This is a genomic window from Mesorhizobium sp. J428 (genome assembly GCF_024699925.1).
In the GTDB taxonomy this organism is placed as follows: Bacteria; Pseudomonadota; Alphaproteobacteria; order Rhizobiales; family Rhizobiaceae; genus Mesorhizobium_A.
The window spans coordinates 538,375-555,597 of record NZ_JAJOMX010000001.1; the positions used below are offsets into that span (position 1 = coordinate 538,375).

The window sequence follows — 17,223 nt, forward strand, 5'->3', positions numbered from 1 at the left end:
GATCCTTCTCTCAGTTCATCGAATTCGGAATCGCCAGCGAGATCCACGGGAACAGGACCAGGATGATGAGCCGTAGGATGTCCGACGCGATGAACGGCATCACGCCGCGATAGATCTGCCCTAACGAAACATCTCTCGAGATCGAATTGATGACGAACACGTTCATGCCGACCGGGGGCAGGATAAGTCCGAGCGTCACGACCATGACAATGATCACTCCGAACCAGATCGGGTCGAAACCGAGCGCCACGATCACCGGATAGATGATGGGTACCGTCAGCAGGATGATCGCCAGCTCGTCCATGAGCGCGCCCATGATGAGGTAGACGACCAGGATCAGCGCGAGCACGCCATAGGGGCCGACCGGCAGGTGCACGAGAAGATCCGTCAGCTTCTGGGTCGTCTGCGTCACGGTGAGGAAATAGCCGAAGAGATAGGCGCCCACGGCGATCACGAAGATCGATGCGCTGGTCTGCAACGCCTCCACGAGACATCGCAGTATCCGCTTCGGCCCAAGCCGGCCGCGCAGTATGCCGATCACCATTGCGCCGACCGCACCGACGCTCGCCGCCTCCGTGACAGTAACGAAGCCGCCGTACATGGCTCCCACGACAACAGCGAAGAGAAGAAGCGTGGCCCAGATGTCCTTCAGCGAGTCGATGCGTTCGCTCCAGGGACTGCGCGCGCCCACGGGGCAAAGCTCTGGCCGGAAGTGGATCACGATCCGTGTGGTGGCGATATACATGACGATGGCGAGAAGGCCCGGCAGGATACCCGCCATGAACAGCTTCGACACGTTCTGGTCCGTCAGGATGCCGTAGAGCAGCATGACGACGGACGGCGGGATCATGATGCCCAGCGTTCCGCCTGCAGCGATCGCGCCGGCCGAGATCCCGGGATCATAGCCCTGTTCGCGCATCTCCGGCAGCGCAACGGTGGTCATCGTCGCGGCCGTAGCAACCGACGAGCCGTTGATGGCGGCAAAGCCGCCGCAAGCCAGAATGGTGGAGATGATGGACCCGCCCTTGAGATGCCCGAACCAGGCCTTGTTGGCGCGGAACAACTCGCGGCTCATCCCGCCGGCCGTGGCGAAGATGCCCATCAGCACGAACATCGGTATCACCGAGAGTGTGTAGTCGGTGACGGTCCGGAAAGGCGAGTTCATCAGGAGATTGAGGCCAGGCCAGAAGCCGTTGACCCCGGCGAAGCCGATCACGCCGGCGATACCCATCGAGAAGCCGATAGGCACGCGCAGTGCCATCAGGGCGAACATGATGACGAAGCCGCCGATGGCGATGAACGTGTTGCTCATGAAAACTCTCGTCAGGCTGTGAGTGTGCCGCGAACCAGGCGATAGGCGCGCACGAATGCGACGATCGACGCGAAGGCGGCGCCTGCGGCCGCTGCCGCGAGGAACAGCCACACCGAAAGTTGAAGCTCGTTTGTGACTTCGAAACTTGCCCTGCTGCGCAGGACCTTCAGAGTGAGCATGTAAGCCATCGTGCCCAGAAACAGGCCCGATACGACTGCGGCGCACACATCGATGCGGAGCCGGTTCAACGCATTTGCCGCATCCCAGAGGATATCGACATTGATGTGCCTGCCCGCATAGGTCGCGCTGGCGATGCCCCAGAAGATGGCTACGCCCTGCGCGTAGCCGGAGAGGGAGTAGGCATCCGGAACCTGCACTCCGAACAGGTAGCGCAGAGATGCCTCGATGAAGGTCAGCGCGACGACACACCCTAGCAGTAGACCGGACACGACGTCGATGGCGGAGAGAAAACGTGAAAGCATGGCGTATGCCCGTCGCGCTGGAAGATCAGAAGCCGGCGCCGTATTCGGCGAGCTTCTTCTTCAGTTCATCGAGCAGCTTGTTGCCGTCGAGCTTGTAGCGGGACACCGCCGCTACCGCCTTCTCGCGAATGCTGTCGCCGGCCGCGACCCACTGCTTGGTTTCTTCCTCGCTCGGCTTGTAGACGACATGACCGGGATCGGCGATCAGATCCGCCTTGGCCTTGAGCTCGCGCTCCGCCCACGGCGTCGACAACTTCTCGGACCATTCTGGCGTGCAGTGCGAGTCCACCGCCGCCTTCTGCGCATCCGTCAGCCCGTCATAGAACGGCTTGTTGAGAACGAAGCCCTGCGTGCCGATATAGATCGGCAGGTCGACGTGATATTTGAGGCTGTCCTTGGAGTTGATGACGGACAGGTCCCAGGGGAAGGTGATGCCGTCGACCACGCCACGCTCGACGAGCTCGCGCACCTCCGGAAGGGCCGCCTGGACGGTCGTCGCCCCCTGCCCCGTGACATAGGCCACCGAGGTGGCGCCGGCCACGCGGAGCTTCTTTCCGTTCATGTCGGCAGGCGCCTTCACCTGCTCCGACTTCATGTGCAGCGTCGCCGGATGATGCATGGCCATGACACAGAGCTTGACCTCGGGCATCTCCAGATCGGCGTAGTTGAGATACCATTCGTGCAGCGCGCGAACGCCCTTCGTGCTGTTGCTGAAGAGGAACGGCACCTCGTCGAGCAGGAAGATGGGGAACTGGCCACTGTTGTAGGCCGGCGCGACCATCGTCATCTCGGCGATACCGTCGCGCGCCATGTCGTATTGATCGACAGCCTTGCCCAATTGCTCGGCCGGGAAGAGCGTGACCTTGATCGTGCCGCCAGACGCTTCCGTCAGCGACTTTCCCCATTCCTCGAAGGTCTTGACCAGAACATGGGTCGGCGGAATCCAGAATGAGACCCGGATCTCCTTCTCTTGCGCGTAAGCAGGCGTGATCATCGCGGCGGCAACTAGGCCGGCCACCAAAGCGCTTCTCATGTGTAGAATCCTCCCGTTCGCAACGGCTGGGGCCGTCACTGATTTAACATATTAAGTAATTTTTGCGCTGTCAAACCGGAAAGGCCGGCATCCTACCCATTTGGAACGACCAGAAACGCTGGGACAGAGCCCATAGAGGCACGTTCTGCACAGATCCGGAGACAGACCTGTCGGATACGCCAACTCGTTAACATGCTGTCTTTCCGAGGGTCGATTGGGATGCAGCAACTCCCGAATACGGATCGCAGGGAGCGGACCTGGCTGCGATCTCCAAAACGGCCCTCAGCCGCGCAGCGTTGCCGAGGATCAAGTTCGGAACGGCAACCGGCCTTATAGGACCAGGTGCCGCGCCACTGAGTTGGCTTCGAAGGCGACGTTTATCTGCACTGTCGCACGCGCTCCCCCCGCCATGTACTCGTCGACAACATCAGGATGGCCCGGCGCGGTCGGCGGGGATGACTTCGATCTGGCGCTACTTGCCCAGCAGCGTTTCCACCGGTTGTTTCAACAGCCGCAGCGCTGCCGAGACGCGCTCGCGCTGGGCGGCGAAGCGGCTAGTGGGGATCGGCACCGAGACGGCATAGCAGTCGCCCTTCAGGTCGACGAACCCGAAGCCGACGGCTGAGATACCCAGCGTGTGCTCATCCTCGTCAAAGGCAAGGCCGCTTCGGCGTATGTCGGCCAGCATCGCGATCACCTTCTTCGCCTTCTCGGGGCCGACCTCTGCGCTGACCAGTTGCAGCGCGGCGTCATCGTCCATAAGCGCCAGGCATGAGCGGCCATTGGCGGTCGTGGCGAGCGGAAAGGCCTCTCCCACCGCCGAGATCGCGCGCAGACGGTGCGAGCCGGACACCTGATCGATGAAGACCATCCTGCCGTCGCGCAGGACGGAGAGATCGACCGTTTCCTCGGTCTGCGCCGAAAGACGCTGGAGCAGCGGCCGCATCAGATCGACTACATTGAATCGCGCGGCCTCCGACAGCGCGTGAAGTTCGGGGCCGAGCCTTATCCCGGTGCCGCCGCTGGAACTGATGACCAGGCGCTCCGCCAGCAGAGCACGGACGATGCGCTGCACCGTCGAGCGCGGCAGACCGACGCGCTCGGCAATCTGGCCTAGGCTCATGCCAGACGAACCCTTCAAGGCACGCAAGACAGCCGCTGCGCGGGCGATGACCTGAATGCCGTTTCGATCCTCGGCAGGCGAGGCGCTGGAAGTTCGACGAGATATCACCTTTGTCCTCTTCATCCCGCAATGCGGTACATATTGACCGCAATACAAGTCAGGCATAGCGTTTGGCAATACATGCTCTGGGAGGAGCATCGGAAAATTTCATGCGTGCTGCACCGCCCGGAGACACCCGGGCGAACGGAGAGAATTGTCCATGTCGATAACTGTTCGCGGAATCGAGTTTCAGTCCAACCTCGACAACCCGATGGGCATCGAGTTCTACAATCTGTCGCACCGTTTCGGCTTCCAGTGCCCGAACTGGCCCTATTTCCGCGACGTGCGCATCGAGCGTATGCACTACATGGCCAAGTCTGGCGTGCTGTCGCAGACGATCACGACGACCATGCACGTCACCACCCACATCGATGCACCGGCGCATGTGGTTCAGGGCACGCCTTTCATCGACGAGGTGCCGCTACCGCATTTCTTCGGGTCTGGCATCGTAGTGTCGCTGCCAAAGAAGAAGTGGGAGCCCATCACAGGCGACGATCTCGAGAAGGCCTGCGGCAAGGCGATCCGCAAGAACGACGTGCTGATCATCAACACAGGCTGGCACAAGGTATACGAGGACGGTGACTATTTCGCCTATTGCCCCGGCTTCGTGCCGTCGGCCGCCGACTGGATGATCGAAAAGGGCGTCAAGGTGGTCGGTCACGACACGCAGGCCAACGACCATCCCCTGGCCACAGCGATCGGCCCGCAGCGCAACGGGCCACTGCTGCCTCACTTGGCCGCAGAATATAAGGAATGGTCGGGCGGCCGCGACTGGCAGGACGATTTCCCCGAATGGGAGCCGGTTCACCAGAAAATCTTCAAGGCCGGCATTCTCGGCATCGAAAATGTCGGCGGCGATCTCGACGCTGTCACGGGAAAGCGCTGCACCTTTGCCTTCTTCCCGATCAACTGGGACCGCGGCGACGGCTGTATCATCCGCCTGGTCGCAATGATCGACCGAGGCCAGAACTACCGTATCGAGAAGGGCGAGGCCTTCTGATGCTGACCAGACGCTTTGCCGACGCCAAGCCCTACGACGCGCCGAACCACCGCGGAGTCGTCGGGCTGAGGCTCCAGGGCTTCGAGCCGGGCGGACCGCGGAACCAGTGGGTCGGCCTCTCGCAATTCCTCCCGGGAGGTGGTGCCGGGCCGGACTCCACGCCGTTCGAGAAGGTCTATGTCGTGCTTGATGGCGAGATGACCGTCATCGCGGACGGCGTGGAGACCGTGCTCGGACCGCTCGATTCCTGCACCGTCGCCCCGCACGAGTTACGCGAGATCGTCAACCGCGCCAACCGCGTCTGCACCATGCTGGTCATCATCCCCTATCCGCCGGGACATATATCGTGAGCGCGCTGAAGAACCCGCTTTCGCTGTTCGACATCGCCGGCAGGGTGGCGATCGTCACCGGCGCGTCTGGCGCATTCGGGGTCGTGGCGGCCGAGACGCTCGCCGGCGCCGGCGCCAAGCTCGCGCTGGTCGCCGGCAATGCCGCAGCGCTCGCCGAGACGGCCGCGGCCTGCGGTGAAGCTGAAACGCTCTGCCTCAACGCTCGGCCGTGGGACGAAGCAGCCTGCGACAAGATCGTCGTCGAAACGGTCGCGCACTTCGGCCGCGTGGACATTCTGGTGGTCGCCTCCGGCAAGAACGACGTTGCGAAAATCAACGACATGGCGCCCGGCCGCTTCCTTGACGTGATGGATGCGAACGTCACCCAGTCCTGGCTGATGGCGCGCGCCGCAACCAGACAGATGCTGGCACAGGGCGACGGCGGCAAGATCGTGCTGATGTCATCGGCACGCGGCCTGCTGGGCCACCCGGCCGGGGTACACCGCATATTGCGCGTCAAAGTCTGCAGTCGACGGCCTCACCAGGGCCTTGGGCTGCGAGCTCGGTGCGAGCGGCATCACGGTCAACGCCATCGCGCCGACCGTCTTCCGCTCGCCGCTGACGGCGTGGATGTTCGAGGACACCGACAACGCCCGCGCCGTGCGCAACGGCTTCCTCGCCCGCGTGCCGAAGGGCCGGCTCGGCGAACCCGAAGATCTAGCCGGTCCCCTCCTCTTCCTCGCCTCCCGTGCCTCGGACTTCTACACGGGCCACATCCTCTACGCCGACGGAGGATACACGTCCGGATGAGCACGCGGCACAAAACCATCGCGGTCGTCGGCGCCGGCCTGATGGGGCATGGCATCGCTCAGGTCTTCGCGTCCGCCGGACACTCGGTACGGGTCTACGATTCCCATGCGGAGTCGCTCGCCACCTTGCGGTCGCGCATCCGGGCCAATCTCGATCAGCTCGGAATGGAGAACGGCGCGGAAGATCGGGTCAGCGACCATGTCGACCTGGCCGAAACCGTGCAAAACGCCGAGATCGTCATCGAGGCGGCGCCCGAGAAGCTCGAACTGAAACGCGCCCTCTTCGCCGACCTAAGTACGCCTGTCGCGCCCGGACGCACTCCTGGCCTCGAACACGTCCGTCATCCCGATCACGCAAATCGCCGAGGGGCTGAAAACGAGCGATCGGATACTCGGCACGCATTGGTGGAATCCGCCCTTCCTCGTACCACTGGTCGAGGTTGTCGGCACGGCAACGACGGATCCGAAGGCAATCGATCGGATGATCACGCTGCTTCGCGCGGTCGGCAAGGAGCCGGTGCATGTCAAAAAGGACGTGCCCGGCTTCGTAGGCAACCGCCTCCAGCACGCACTATGGCGCGAGGCCATCGCCATCGTCGCGGATGGCATCGCAGATGCCGAGACAGTCGACGCGGTCGTCAAGGCGAGCTTCGGGCGCCGGCTTGCCGTGTTAGGCCCGATCGAGAACGCCGATCTCGTCGGCACCGACCTCACGCTCGACATCCATAAGGTGGTGCTGCCGCATCTCGATCGTTCGCCCTCGCCCTCGCCTTATCTGTCGAAACTCGTGAACGAGAACCGGCTCGGGATGAAGACGGGGGAAGGTTTCCGCGCCTGGACGCCGGCAGAGGCCGCGGCGCTGCGCGCCCGGGTATTCGACCACTTGAAGAAGTCCATCTCTGGTCTGGGAGGATCGAATGCATAATCCATTTCGGAAGGTGCTGCCGCGGAGGACGTTTCTGGCAGGGTTGACCGCTACGCTCGCAGCGCCGGCTGTGTTGCGTGTCTCGAAATCGTTTGCCTCGAGCGAGCCGGTGCGCATCGGCTTTGTGACCCCGCAAACCGGGCCGCTTGCCTTCTTCGGCGAACCCGATCCGTTCATCTTGAAGCGGTTCGAAAAGCTGATTGCTGCCGGCATCGCGACGAAGGACGTTACCCGTCCGGTCGAATTCGTCATCAAGGACAGTCAATCCAGCGCCAACCGCGCGTCGGAAGTAGCGAGCCAGCTCATCCTGGACGACAATGTCGATCTGCTGATCGCTGCCGGCGGCCCGGACACCGTCAATCCCGTAGCCGACCAGGCAGAGGTGAACGGCGTGCCGATGGTCGCCAATTCCTGCCCCTGGCAGCCCTTCGTCTTCGGACGCAACAGCACGCCGGAGAAAGGCTTCGACTGGAGTTGGCTGTTCGCCTTCGGGCTTGAGGACGTCATCGCCGCCTACTTGGCGCTCTGGCAGACCATCGAGACGAACAAGAAGGTTGGCATGATGTTCGCCAATGATGCGGACGGAAATGCCTGGGGCAACGCCGAATTCGGCTTTCCAGCGGCGCTAGCCAAAGCGGGTTACCAGGGTGTGGATGCCGGGCGCTATACGCCCATGGCCGACGACTTCACGGCGCAGATCACCGCGTTCAAGAAAGCTGGCGTTGACATTGTCGTGGCGACGATGGTCCCTCCGGAATTCTTCGCCTTCTGGACTCAGGCGGCTCAGCAGGGGTTCAAGCCTAAGGTCGCATCCATCGGCAAGACGCTGCTCCTGCCCAAGACGCTGCAGACGATCGGCGGTATCGGCAACGGCCTCTCGGCCGAGGTGAGCTGGCATCGCACCTATCCCTACAGATCGGCGGCCACCGGCGAAACGCCCGAAAGCCTCTGTTCGGCCTGGGAGCAGGAGACGGGGCGACAGTGGATACAATTGCTCGGATCCAAACACGCGCTGTTCGAGATCGCGCTGGACGTGCTGGCGCGCTCCGGCGACCCGTCAGACCGTGACGCGGTGGTAGGGGCTATCAAGGCGACCGACCATGAGACCGTGGCCGGGCGCGTGAAATGGGAAGGCTCGCCTATCAAGAACGTGACCAAGATGCCGATTGTCGGCGGCCAGTGGATGAAGTCGGGCGACAAGTTCGAACTCATCATTCGTGCGAACCCGACGAAGGAACCGATCGCCGCATCGGGCGGCCTGGTCGCCTTGTGAACAGCTCCATGCGATTCGAGGACGCCAACCAACTCTTTCAACCCGGCTATCTGCCGGTTGAGTCCGGGATCATCGATTTCGAGGACGGCTACCGTACCGTCTGCGCGTTGACGCGCATGCCGCGCTGCCGCGCCAAAATGGTGGCTTGGTGGTTCGGCTGGCTAGGCGGCACCGAGCAATACAAGATCTGGCATCCTCGCGATCATGTGTTCAGCGATTGGGAAAACCGCACGCCTGGCAGCTACATCGGCGCAAGTCATCTCGTGCACGAATATATGGCGGGAAGCGACGGCCCGCTGATGAAGCTCAGGATCAATTTCCGCGACCCTTCCGAGTTCCTGGACGCCGACGCGTATGATGACTTCGACGGCGTCGCCATCTGCGCGCGGACAGGCTCACTGGAGTCTCCGGTGGACCATGGCCGCACGATCCATTTCGTTCGCAACACATCCTTCGGCTGCGAGATGCGTTCGCGCTTCTTCCTCGGCGATTTGGCGAGCCGGGATGCGACCGCTCCCTTCTCGAAGGAGAAAGCGGCGCAATTGCGTGCCGAGCGCGTTACCCACGAGCTTGCGAGACGCCTGCATCAGCACGCTACGGAGGAGATGGGCTACCTGGCCGAATTTCTGCCTGTCCTCTATCGCCAGGCCACCGGCGACACGGAGCTCTAGAGATGCGCTTCGAAGCTATCAACGATCTGCTCGACCGAGGCTACCTGCCGCTGGAGTCCGGCGTCGCTGCCTATGACGACGGGTTCAGAACCGTCTGCGCGTTGACCCGCATGCCGGGCTCGCGCGCCAAGATGGTGGACTGGTGGTTCGGCTGGCTGGGTGGAACGGAGCAATACAAGCTCTGGCACCCCGACGATCATCTGTTCAGCAACTGGGAGGAGCGGCAGGCGGGCACGTACATCGGTTCCAGCCATCTGGTACACGAGTATCTCGGCGGTGCAGATGGCCCGGTCTACCGGCTGCGCATCAATTTCCGCGACCCCACGGAGTTTTTCGACGCGGCACGCTATCGAGGGTTTGGCGGTGTCGCGGTCTGCGCCAAGATTGGCTCGCTGGACGCGCCCATCAATCTCGGCCGCATGACACACTTCGTGCGGGACACCGACTATGGCTGCGAGATGCGCTCGCGCTTCTTCCTCGGCCACGTCGAGAGCCGCGACCCGGCGAAGCCGTTCACGCAAGAGGAAACGGACACAATCCGCCGCACGGCGGTAACTGAAGAACTGGCGCGCCGGCTGCATCGGCACGCTACGGAGGAGATGGGTTACCTGGCCGAGTTCCTGCCGATCCTCTACCGCCAGTATAGCGGTGACACCTCTTACTAAGACCAATCGTCATCTCTGGGAGGAGAACATGACTTCTGGACGCAATACCCTGCCCGCCCTGTCACGTCGGGCCTTCATGGCCACGGCGGCAACCGCACTCGCCATGCCTGCGACATTGCGCGGCACACGCGCCTATGCCGACACGCCTACGTTGAAGGTCGGTCACGTCAGCCCGCGCACCGGTCCGCTCGCCGGCTTCGCTGAAGCCGACGATCACATCCTCGGCGGCATCTCCAAGGCGTTTTCCGCTGGCATCGAGAATAACGGCAAAAGCTGGGCGGTCGAGATCATCTCCAAGGACAGCCAGTCCAATCCCAATCGTGCGTCCGAAGTTGCGTCGGAGCTGATCCTCAAGGACGAGGTGGACATCATCGTCGCCGCCTCGACGCCCGACACCGTCAATCCCGTCTCCGATCAGGCCGAGGTAAACGGTACGCCGTGCATCACCACCGACTGCCCGTGGCAGCCCTATTTCTTCGGGCGCAACGGCGTGCCGGATAAGGGTTTCGAATCGACCTACCATTTCTTCTGGGGACTGGAAGACGTCATCGCCTCGTTCCTTGCGCTTTGGAATCACGACGGGGTGGCCAAGAAGGTGGGCGGCCTGTTCCCGAACGACGCCGACGGCAACGCCTGGGGCGACGCCGAACGCGGATTTCCCAAGCCGCTCGAAGGCGCCGGCTTCAAGCTCACCGACCCCGGCCGCTACCAACCGCTCTCCGACAATTTCACGGCGCAGATTTCCGCCTTCAAGGATGCCGGCGCTGAGATCGTGACCGGCAATATGATTCCGCCGGACTTCACGAGTTTCTGGAGCCAGGCAGGCCAGCAGGGCTTCAAGCCGAAGATAGTGACGATCGGCAAGGCGCTGCTGTTCCCCTCTGTCATCGCCTCACTCGGTGAGCGCGGCGTCGGGCTGTCGTCGGAAATCTGGTGGACGCCAAACCACCCCTTCAAGTCGAGCCTGACCGGCGAGAGCGCGCGTCAACTCGCCGACGACTATACCGCCGCGACCGAACGTCCCTGGACGCAGCCGATCGGCTTCAAGCACGCATTGTTCGAGGTGGTTGCCGACGTAGTCAGGCGCAGTGCCGATCTCGAGGATCCGGCTGCCATCGTCGAGGCGATCCGGGCCACCGCGATGGAGACGATCGTCGGACCGGTGGACTGGTCGAAGGGTCCGGTCAAGAACGTGACCAAGACCCCTCTAGTCGCCGGCCAGTGGCAAAAGCAGGGCGACAAGGTGGACCTCGTGGTGACGACCAACGCCAACGCGCCGCAGATACCGACAGGCGGTGACCTTATCCTTCTGGCGTGACGAAGCTGGCCGGGCGTTTGCGTATCCGGCCCTAGCAACGGGAAATTCCGCGTGTCCATTCTCGCCGCCACGGACTTGAGCAAGCGCTATGGCGCCCTACAGGTCACCGACAGAGTGTCGCTCTCGCTCGCGCGCGGCGAAGCGCTAGGCATTATCGGCCCGAACGGCGCCGGCAAGACGACGCTTTTCAACCTGATTGCCGGTACGGTGAATCCGGACGCCGGCAAGATCGTCTTCGACGAACAGGACGTGACGAGCCTGCCGGCCCGGGCGCGGTGCCATCTCGGCATCGCCCGTTCTTTCCAGATCCCGCACCCGTTCACGGGCATGACGACCTATGAGAACGTCCTGGTCGGCGCGACCTTCGGGCGACGTGCCACGGAGCGTGCCAGCGAGACCCGCGCCGTCGCGGTGCTGGAACTGACGGGCTTGAAGCGCAAGGCGAATACCTATGCCGGCGATCTGACGCTGCTCGACCGCAAGCGGCTCGAACTGGCACGCGCGCTGGCCAGCGACCCGACGCTGCTGCTGCTTGATGAAATTGCCGGCGGGCTGACGGAACCGGAATGCCGGGAACTTGTCGAGACGATCAACGGCATCCGTGCCGAGGGCGTGTCAATCATCTGGATAGAGCACGTGGTGCACGCGCTGCTCGCGGTCGTCGACCGCATCGCCGTCATCGACTTTGGGAAGAAAATCGCCGAGGGCGACCCACGCGCGGTCATGGCAAGTCCGGAAGTGGCGGCGATCTACATGGGCATAGAGGGGGAGACAGCACATGGCTGAGCCGATCCTCGCGCTGAGCGGCCTCAAAGCCGGCTATGGCGACTTCCAGGCGCTGTTTGGCATCGACCTGCAGGTTCAGCCCGGCGAGACGTTGGCGCTGATCGGCGCCAACGGCGCGGGCAAGACCACGTTGCTCAAGGCCGTCACCGGCCTTGTGCCGTGCAAACCGGACATGGTGCGCTTCGCCGACACCGCTATCGGCGGCATGCGGCCGGACCGTATCGCGGCGTTGGGGGTCGGCCTCGTGCCGGAGGGCCGCCGCCTGTTTCGTTCGCTGAGTGTCGAAGAAAATCTGATCATCGGCGGTGAGCGGGCGCTGCCCGGCCCGTGGTCGCTGGAGAAAGTCTACGGCCTGTTCCCGATCCTGAAGGAGAAGCGGAAGAACCCTGGCACCGCGCTGTCGGGCGGACAGCAGCAGATGGTCGCAATCGGCCGTGCGCTGATGGCAAACCCCAGACTGATCCTGTTCGACGAGATTTCGCTCGGCCTCGCTCCGGTTGTCATCCGCGACATCTACGCCGTGCTTCCGGCCATTGTCGCAACCGGCGTTTCGGCCATCATGGTCGAGCAGGACGTGAGCCGCGCGCTTGCCGTGGCACAGCGTTTCGCCTGTCTTCAGGAGGGGCGGGTGTCGCTCGCCGGGCGGCCAGACGAGCATGATCGCGCGGCCGTCACCGCCGCCTATTTTGGGACGGCTCACTGATGGAATGGGTCAATGCAATCCTGCAAGGCGTGTTGATAGGCGGACTCTATGCGCTGTTTGCCGCGGGCCTCTCGCTGATCTTCGGCGTCATGCGCCTGGTTAATATCGCGCATGGCGACATGATTGTCGCGGCCGCCTATCTGGCGCTGGTGGTCGTGCAGGCAACGGGTCTCCACCCGCTCGCCTCGGCGGTGATCGTGGTGCCGCTGATGGCCGTGCTCGGCTACGCCATGCAACGGCTGCTGCTTAATCCGACTATCGGCCAAGACCTGTTGTCGCCGCTGCTCGTCACATTCGGCATTTCCGTCATTCTTCAGAACGGTCTTCTTGTCGCTTTCACGGCCGATAGCCGCCGACTGGCGGCGGGCAGCATCGAGACGGCGAGCTTCCATCTGGCGCCGGGCATCAGTCTCGGCGTGCTGCCGCTGGTGATATTCGCGGCCTCGGTGCTGGTCATCCTCGGCCTTGAGCTCATCTTCTACCGTACCAGTCTCGGCCGTGCTTTCCGTGCGACCTCCGACGATCCCGAAATAGCGCAGCTGATGAAGCTGGACCGCAACCATGTGTTCGGCATGGCGATGGCGCTTTCCGCTGCGGTGGTGGCCATTGCCGGCATTTTCCTCGCCATCCGTACCAATTTCGATCCGTCCGCCGGACCGGCGCGCCTGATCTTCGGTTTCGAGGCCGTCATCATCGGCGGACTCGGCAATCTCTGGGGTACGCTGGCCGGTGGTGTCGTCCTCGGGGTCGCACAGGCGATCGGCGCACAGATTTCGCCCGGCTGGCAAATCCTCGCCGGTCATCTCGTCTTTTTCCTGGTGCTGGCGCTGAAGCCGCGCGGCCTGTTCCCGAGGATGGACTAATGGCGGCCGCTTTTCAGATCGAGCGTTCCACCCGAACGAGCCGCGTCACCGCGCTGGTCTCCCTGGTTCTGCTGGTCGTGTTGATCGCAGCACCCTGGTGGGCCGGGCGGGCCAATATGCGGCTGCTCGGCGAAATCTACTCCTTCGTTGCGCTAGCGACGCTGTGGAACCTCATGGCCGGCTATGCCGGGCTCGTCTCCGTGGGACAGCAAGCCTTTGTCGGCTTCGGCGGATATGCGCTGTTCGCATTTGCCATGTTCCTCGGCGTGCACCCGCTCGTCGCCGTGCCGCTCGCCGGTGTGGCAGGTGCACTCATCGCGCTGCCGATCGCGCCGCTGCTCTTTCGCCTGCAGGGCGCCTATTTCGCCATCGGCACATGGGTGCTGGCGGAGGTGTTCCGCCTCTCCTTTGCACAGGTTTCGTCGCTCGGCGGCGGCTCGGGCACCAGCCTGCCCGCCGGCGTGGTTACCGGCATGGCGGCCGACCGGGCGCTGCGGGAGATGGCAATCTACTGGACGGCGCTTGCCATCGCCGTCGTAGCGGTGGCTTACGTGATCGCGCTGCTGCGCTCCCGCGCCGGTCTGGCGCTCACCGCGCTGCGCGACAGCGAAATCGCCTCCGAGAGCCTTGGCATCGACATCTGGCGCACCAAGCTGACTGTCTACGTCACAGTGGCTGGGCTGACCGCGATGACTGGCGCGATGATCTTCCTGCAGAAGCTGCGCATCTCGCCGGACGCGGCCTTCAGCGTGAATGACTGGACCGCCTACGTCATCTTCATTGCAGTGATCGGCGGCATCGGCACGATCGAGGGACCGATCGTCGGCACCATCCTGTTCTTCCTGCTGCGTGAGACGTTGGCCGATCTCGGCACCACCTACCTGATGGTGCTGGGCGCTGTCGCCATCCTCGTCATGCTGCGCGCGCCCAAGGGCTTGTGGGGATGGGTGTCGCAACGCACGGGCGTGACGCTGGTGCCGGTGCGACGGCGTGTCGTGTTCCGTGACTGATTTCTGGAGAAACGAGACATGGTCGACCTGTCAAAGAAAGTCATCATCACCTGTGCCGTAACTGGCGGTATACATACGCCAACCATGTCGGATGCGCTGCCGTTCACGCCAGACGACATCGCCCGCCAGTCCATCGAAGCGGCGGAGGCGGGGGCTGCCATCCTGCACCTGCATGCCCGCGATCCGAAAGACGGCCGCCCGACTCCGGACCCGGCCGTGTTCATGCAGTTTCTGCCGCGCATCAAGCAGGCGACGGATGCCGTAATCAACGTCACGACCGGCGGAGGACTGAACATGACGGTCGAGCAACGGCTGGCCGCGCCGCTTCAGGCAAAGCCCGAAATGTGCTCGCTCAACATGGGCTCGATGAACTTCGGCATCTTTCCGCTGGCCGAACGCTATTCCTCCTGGAAGTACGAGTGGGAGGAGCCCTATCTGCGCGGCACGGACGATTTCATCTTCCGCAACACCTTCCGCGACATCGAACGCATTTTGAAGCTGCTGGGCGACCAGCACGGCACCAAGTTCGAGCATGAATGCTACGACGTCGGGCATCTCTACAACCTCGCGCATTTCGTCGACCGCCGCCTGGTGAAGCCGCCCTTCTTCGTACAGATGATCTTCGGCATCCTCGGCGGCATTGGACCGGACATGGACAATCTGATGTTCATGAAGCGCACCGCCGACCGCCTGTTCGGCACCGATTACAGATGGTCGGTGCTGGCCGCCGGGCGCTTCCAGATACCCTTCGCCACGCAGGCGGCAATGCTCGGCGGCTCGGTGCGCGTTGGGCTGGAGGACTCGCTCTATATCGGCCGCGGCAGGCTGGCCGGTTCAAATGCCGAACAGGTGGCCAAGATCCGCACCATTCTGACCGAACTGGGCCACGAGGTCGCCACACCCGCCGAGGCACGGAAGATTCTGGGGCTCAAGGGCGGTGACCTTGTGGGATTTTGAAGACAAGCATTATCCGAAGTCGCCAAGAAGTCTGCCGCAACGTCCCGCGTTGCGCGCTTGATCTGATTCAAACCAATCGCGGAACGCCAAACAGATTTCAGTTTGCGATGAAACTCACCGGCAGATGTTCGTAACCTCTGAGGACATTGTTCATCGTCAGGACAGGATGACCCACCTCGATCCGTTTCACCCGCCTCACCATCGAGGTGAGAATGCTGCGGATCTCAAGCCTGGCCAACTGCATCCCCGCGCATGAATGAATGCCGTGCCCAAAGCCGACGTGATCGGTCAGCACCCGCTTCACGTCGAAGGTTTCGGGCTTTTCCCAACGCCGCTCGTCCCGGTTGGCCGACGCATAGAGCATCAGCACCCGCGAGCCTTTCGGGATCAGAGTATCACCGACCAACTTCTCGCTGGCGAGATAGCGGGTAAACCCCCTGATCGGCGACTCCACCCTGACCGCCTCGTTGATCGCATTGGGTATCAGGCTGGGATCGTCGCGGATCATCTGCCACTGCTCGGGATTGGTCCCCAAAAGATACAAAAGGTGACCGGTCGCGAAGATCGTCGTATCGAGACTGGGCCCAAGGTAATCCCGCATCAGCATCTGCACCTGCTCGGGACGAATGAGGCCCTTGTCGGCCGCCTCATACAGCATGGACACCCAGCCGCCCGGCCGCACCTTGTCCCGCGTGGCTTCGTTGACTGTGTAAGCCCGCATCTCCATGACGACGGCGAGCGCATCCTCGCCGCGTTTATTGGCACCGCCGAGCATGTCGAACACCGCACTCGCCCAGCGCAGCATGTTCTCACGCCCGTGTTCCGGCATTCCGACCAGCTCGGAGACGATGGAAACGGGAAGGTATTGCGCAAGGTCCGTCATGCCGTCGAAGGTGCCGCGCCGGACCAGCCGGTCGACGAGATCCTCCGCCGTTGCCTCGATGCGGCCTTTGACTTCGTTCAGCCCGCGCGGACTCAACGGCGCGGCGACGATGCGGCGCAGATGATCGTGAAGCGGCGGATCGGAGGCGAGCAGGTTCCCGGGTGCAATCCTGTTGGCAGCCTCGTTTCCCGATACGCCATTTCCGGATGTGAAAGTCTCGTGGTCTGCGAGGCCTGCGCGCACATCCGCGTGGCGACCGATCGCCCACAGCCCGTTTGCAGGTAGCCAGACCGCAGCTCCCGCATCGCGAATACGCTGGTAGTGCGGGTAGGGATCGCGAATGACCTCGTCGGAATAGATGTCAACATCGTAGACGGACGGGTTGTCCAACCGGCTCGCAGATTTCGTAGAAGCCGACATCGTTTCTCCCTCTCGCGCACACTGCGAACCAAGCAACCTTCATTGCCGTGTCTCGCGCAACATCTCGATCTGAGGTGTTCGACCTGTGGACAGGTTACGGCGGCGCATCCGCAAGCGCTTGGGCAACGTCTGGATTGATCGGCGTGTCGAAGGAATTCAGGATGTCTGCGATGACGACCTTGCGACCCATCGTCGGCCTCTCAATACTGCGAAGCCGGCACGGTGACTTCCAGCCCGTCAAGCGTGTCGCTCACCTTGATCTGGCAGCCGAGCCGGCTGTTCTCCATCCGCGGGGCCCCCGTCCCTTCAAGAAGTTCGTCTTCGAACTCCGACATTGGCGGAATCCGCTCGAGCCAGTCCGGCGAGACATAGACGTGGCAGGTCGCACACATGGCCGACCCTCCGCACTCCGCGACGATGCCGTGAACCCCGTTGTTGCGCGCGATCTCCATGACGGAATCGCCATCCGCTCCGGCTACTGATGTGACCGATCCGTCCTGGCTCCTGAAATGCACCTGGATCATCGTGGCTCCTCAATGGCGTTCCTGTTCCCGACAGCTTT

General features: G+C 62.9%; 18 protein-coding genes and 4 pseudogenes. 16 read left to right on the forward strand and 6 right to left on the reverse strand.

The annotated features are described in order from the left end of the window. Positions 1-10 precede the first annotated feature (10 nt). The 4 genes from LRS09_RS02785 to LRS09_RS02800 all read right to left on the reverse strand — a co-directional run bounded on the left by LRS09_RS02785 (position 11) and on the right by LRS09_RS02800 (position 4,073). On the reverse strand, positions 11-1,312 hold the full coding sequence (locus LRS09_RS02785) for a TRAP transporter large permease (RefSeq protein WP_257804116.1): 1,302 nt from the start codon (positions 1,310-1,312) through the stop codon (positions 11-13). A gap of 11 nt (positions 1,313-1,323) precedes the next feature. After that, positions 1,324-1,794, reverse strand: coding sequence for a TRAP transporter small permease (locus tag LRS09_RS02790; protein ID WP_257804117.1), 471 nt, complete (start codon positions 1,792-1,794; stop codon positions 1,324-1,326). A 25-nt stretch (positions 1,795-1,819) separates the two neighbouring features. After that, entirely contained in the window at positions 1,820-2,827 is a 1,008-nt protein-coding gene (locus tag LRS09_RS02795) for a TRAP transporter substrate-binding protein (protein WP_257804118.1), read from the reverse strand. A 472-nt stretch (positions 2,828-3,299) separates the two neighbouring features. Beyond that, the gene (locus LRS09_RS02800; RefSeq protein ID WP_257804120.1) at positions 3,300-4,073 is read right to left on the reverse strand and encodes an IclR family transcriptional regulator; all 774 of its coding nucleotides are present in this window, start codon (positions 4,071-4,073) and stop codon (positions 3,300-3,302) included. A 136-nt stretch (positions 4,074-4,209) separates the two neighbouring features. Here LRS09_RS02800 and LRS09_RS02805 point away from each other — a divergent pair, with 136 nt between their 5' ends. The 16 genes and pseudogenes from LRS09_RS02805 (at position 4,210) to LRS09_RS02880 (ending at position 15,358) form a co-directional block, all read left to right on the forward strand. After that, positions 4,210-5,049 (forward strand): cyclase family protein, encoded by an 840-nt coding sequence (locus LRS09_RS02805; RefSeq protein WP_257804122.1) that lies wholly within the window; start codon positions 4,210-4,212, stop codon positions 5,047-5,049. After that, positions 5,049-5,399: a cupin domain-containing protein gene (locus tag LRS09_RS02810; RefSeq protein ID WP_257804124.1), complete on the forward strand. Its 351-nt coding sequence runs from the start codon at positions 5,049-5,051 to the stop codon at positions 5,397-5,399. Before LRS09_RS02805 ends, LRS09_RS02810 begins: the two co-directional genes overlap by 1 nt. 83 nt (positions 5,400-5,482) lie before the next feature. Next, positions 5,483-5,803, forward strand: a pseudogene (locus LRS09_RS02815) (SDR family NAD(P)-dependent oxidoreductase); the annotation flags it as partial. A gap of 121 nt (positions 5,804-5,924) precedes the next feature. Continuing rightward, a pseudogene (locus LRS09_RS02820) lies at positions 5,925-6,188 on the forward strand (SDR family oxidoreductase); the annotation flags it as partial. A gap of 41 nt (positions 6,189-6,229) precedes the next feature. Then, positions 6,230-6,430 (forward strand): annotated as a pseudogene (locus LRS09_RS02825) (3-hydroxyacyl-CoA dehydrogenase NAD-binding domain-containing protein); the annotation flags it as partial. Between the two features lie 115 nt (positions 6,431-6,545). Continuing rightward, positions 6,546-6,662: pseudogene (locus tag LRS09_RS02830) on the forward strand (3-hydroxyacyl-CoA dehydrogenase NAD-binding domain-containing protein); the annotation flags it as partial. Between the two features lie 6 nt (positions 6,663-6,668). Next, positions 6,669-7,112: a 3-hydroxyacyl-CoA dehydrogenase family protein gene (locus LRS09_RS02835; protein ID WP_257804125.1), complete on the forward strand. Its 444-nt coding sequence runs from the start codon at positions 6,669-6,671 to the stop codon at positions 7,110-7,112. Beyond that, a complete protein-coding gene (locus LRS09_RS02840) occupies positions 7,105-8,385 on the forward strand; it encodes an ABC transporter substrate-binding protein (RefSeq protein ID WP_257804126.1) in 1,281 nt (426 codons plus the stop codon). Before LRS09_RS02835 ends, LRS09_RS02840 begins: the two co-directional genes overlap by 8 nt. A gap of 8 nt (positions 8,386-8,393) precedes the next feature. Continuing rightward, a complete protein-coding gene (locus LRS09_RS02845; protein ID WP_257804127.1) occupies positions 8,394-9,056 on the forward strand; it encodes a DAPG hydrolase family protein in 663 nt (220 codons plus the stop codon). A 2-nt stretch (positions 9,057-9,058) separates the two neighbouring features. Next, the gene (locus LRS09_RS02850; RefSeq protein WP_257804129.1) at positions 9,059-9,721 is read left to right on the forward strand and encodes a DAPG hydrolase family protein; all 663 of its coding nucleotides are present in this window, start codon (positions 9,059-9,061) and stop codon (positions 9,719-9,721) included. Positions 9,722-9,749: 28 nt separating this feature from the next. Further along, complete coding sequence (locus LRS09_RS02855; RefSeq protein ID WP_257804131.1) at positions 9,750-11,039, forward strand: ABC transporter substrate-binding protein; 1,290 nt, start codon at positions 9,750-9,752, stop codon at positions 11,037-11,039. 51 nt (positions 11,040-11,090) lie between these two features. Next, positions 11,091-11,825 carry an ABC transporter ATP-binding protein gene (locus tag LRS09_RS02860; protein ID WP_257804132.1) on the forward strand — a complete coding sequence of 245 codons (735 nt, stop codon included), beginning with the start codon at positions 11,091-11,093 and terminating at the stop codon, positions 11,823-11,825. Beyond that, a complete protein-coding gene (locus LRS09_RS02865; protein ID WP_257804133.1) occupies positions 11,818-12,528 on the forward strand; it encodes an ABC transporter ATP-binding protein in 711 nt (236 codons plus the stop codon). The genes LRS09_RS02860 and LRS09_RS02865 overlap by 8 nt, the downstream gene beginning before the upstream one ends. Continuing rightward, positions 12,528-13,391, forward strand: coding sequence for a branched-chain amino acid ABC transporter permease (locus tag LRS09_RS02870; protein ID WP_257804135.1), 864 nt, complete (start codon positions 12,528-12,530; stop codon positions 13,389-13,391). The genes LRS09_RS02865 and LRS09_RS02870 overlap by 1 nt, the downstream gene beginning before the upstream one ends. After that, the gene (locus LRS09_RS02875; protein WP_257804137.1) at positions 13,391-14,401 is read left to right on the forward strand and encodes a branched-chain amino acid ABC transporter permease; all 1,011 of its coding nucleotides are present in this window, start codon (positions 13,391-13,393) and stop codon (positions 14,399-14,401) included. Before LRS09_RS02870 ends, LRS09_RS02875 begins: the two co-directional genes overlap by 1 nt. A gap of 18 nt (positions 14,402-14,419) precedes the next feature. Beyond that, the gene (locus tag LRS09_RS02880; protein WP_257804139.1) at positions 14,420-15,358 is read left to right on the forward strand and encodes a 3-keto-5-aminohexanoate cleavage protein; all 939 of its coding nucleotides are present in this window, start codon (positions 14,420-14,422) and stop codon (positions 15,356-15,358) included. A 97-nt stretch (positions 15,359-15,455) separates the two neighbouring features. Here LRS09_RS02880 and LRS09_RS02885 read toward each other — a convergent pair whose 3' ends face one another. Then, positions 15,456-16,661, reverse strand: coding sequence for a cytochrome P450 (locus tag LRS09_RS02885; RefSeq protein WP_257804142.1), 1,206 nt, complete (start codon positions 16,659-16,661; stop codon positions 15,456-15,458). Between the two features lie 200 nt (positions 16,662-16,861). Beyond that, on the reverse strand, positions 16,862-17,185 hold the full coding sequence (locus LRS09_RS02890) for a (2Fe-2S)-binding protein (protein WP_257804145.1): 324 nt from the start codon (positions 17,183-17,185) through the stop codon (positions 16,862-16,864). Positions 17,186-17,223 lie beyond the last annotated feature (38 nt).

Bases quoted from the DNA above. Each gene is read 5' to 3' on its own strand.
- LRS09_RS02785 (WP_257804116.1), bottom strand. From the start codon at position 1,312: ATGAGCAACACGTTCATCGCCATCGGCGGCTTCGTCATCATGTTCGCC.
- LRS09_RS02790 (WP_257804117.1), bottom strand. From the start codon at position 1,794: ATGCTTTCACGTTTTCTCTCCGCCATCGACGTCGTGTCCGGTCTACTG.
- LRS09_RS02795 (WP_257804118.1), bottom strand. From the start codon at position 2,827: ATGAGAAGCGCTTTGGTGGCCGGCCTAGTTGCCGCCGCGATGATCACG.
- LRS09_RS02800 (WP_257804120.1), bottom strand. From the start codon at position 4,073: ATGAAGAGGACAAAGGTGATATCTCGTCGAACTTCCAGCGCCTCGCCT.
- LRS09_RS02805 (WP_257804122.1), top strand. From the start codon at position 4,210: ATGTCGATAACTGTTCGCGGAATCGAGTTTCAGTCCAACCTCGACAAC.
- LRS09_RS02810 (WP_257804124.1), top strand. From the start codon at position 5,049: ATGCTGACCAGACGCTTTGCCGACGCCAAGCCCTACGACGCGCCGAAC.
- LRS09_RS02835 (WP_257804125.1), top strand. From the start codon at position 6,669: ATGATCACGCTGCTTCGCGCGGTCGGCAAGGAGCCGGTGCATGTCAAA.
- LRS09_RS02840 (WP_257804126.1), top strand. From the start codon at position 7,105: ATGCATAATCCATTTCGGAAGGTGCTGCCGCGGAGGACGTTTCTGGCA.
- LRS09_RS02845 (WP_257804127.1), top strand. From the start codon at position 8,394: ATGCGATTCGAGGACGCCAACCAACTCTTTCAACCCGGCTATCTGCCG.
- LRS09_RS02850 (WP_257804129.1), top strand. From the start codon at position 9,059: ATGCGCTTCGAAGCTATCAACGATCTGCTCGACCGAGGCTACCTGCCG.
- LRS09_RS02855 (WP_257804131.1), top strand. From the start codon at position 9,750: ATGACTTCTGGACGCAATACCCTGCCCGCCCTGTCACGTCGGGCCTTC.
- LRS09_RS02865 (WP_257804133.1), top strand. From the start codon at position 11,818: ATGGCTGAGCCGATCCTCGCGCTGAGCGGCCTCAAAGCCGGCTATGGC.
- LRS09_RS02870 (WP_257804135.1), top strand. From the start codon at position 12,528: ATGGAATGGGTCAATGCAATCCTGCAAGGCGTGTTGATAGGCGGACTC.
- LRS09_RS02875 (WP_257804137.1), top strand. From the start codon at position 13,391: ATGGCGGCCGCTTTTCAGATCGAGCGTTCCACCCGAACGAGCCGCGTC.
- LRS09_RS02880 (WP_257804139.1), top strand. From the start codon at position 14,420: ATGGTCGACCTGTCAAAGAAAGTCATCATCACCTGTGCCGTAACTGGC.
- LRS09_RS02885 (WP_257804142.1), bottom strand. From the start codon at position 16,661: ATGTCGGCTTCTACGAAATCTGCGAGCCGGTTGGACAACCCGTCCGTC.
- LRS09_RS02890 (WP_257804145.1), bottom strand. From the start codon at position 17,185: ATGATCCAGGTGCATTTCAGGAGCCAGGACGGATCGGTCACATCAGTA.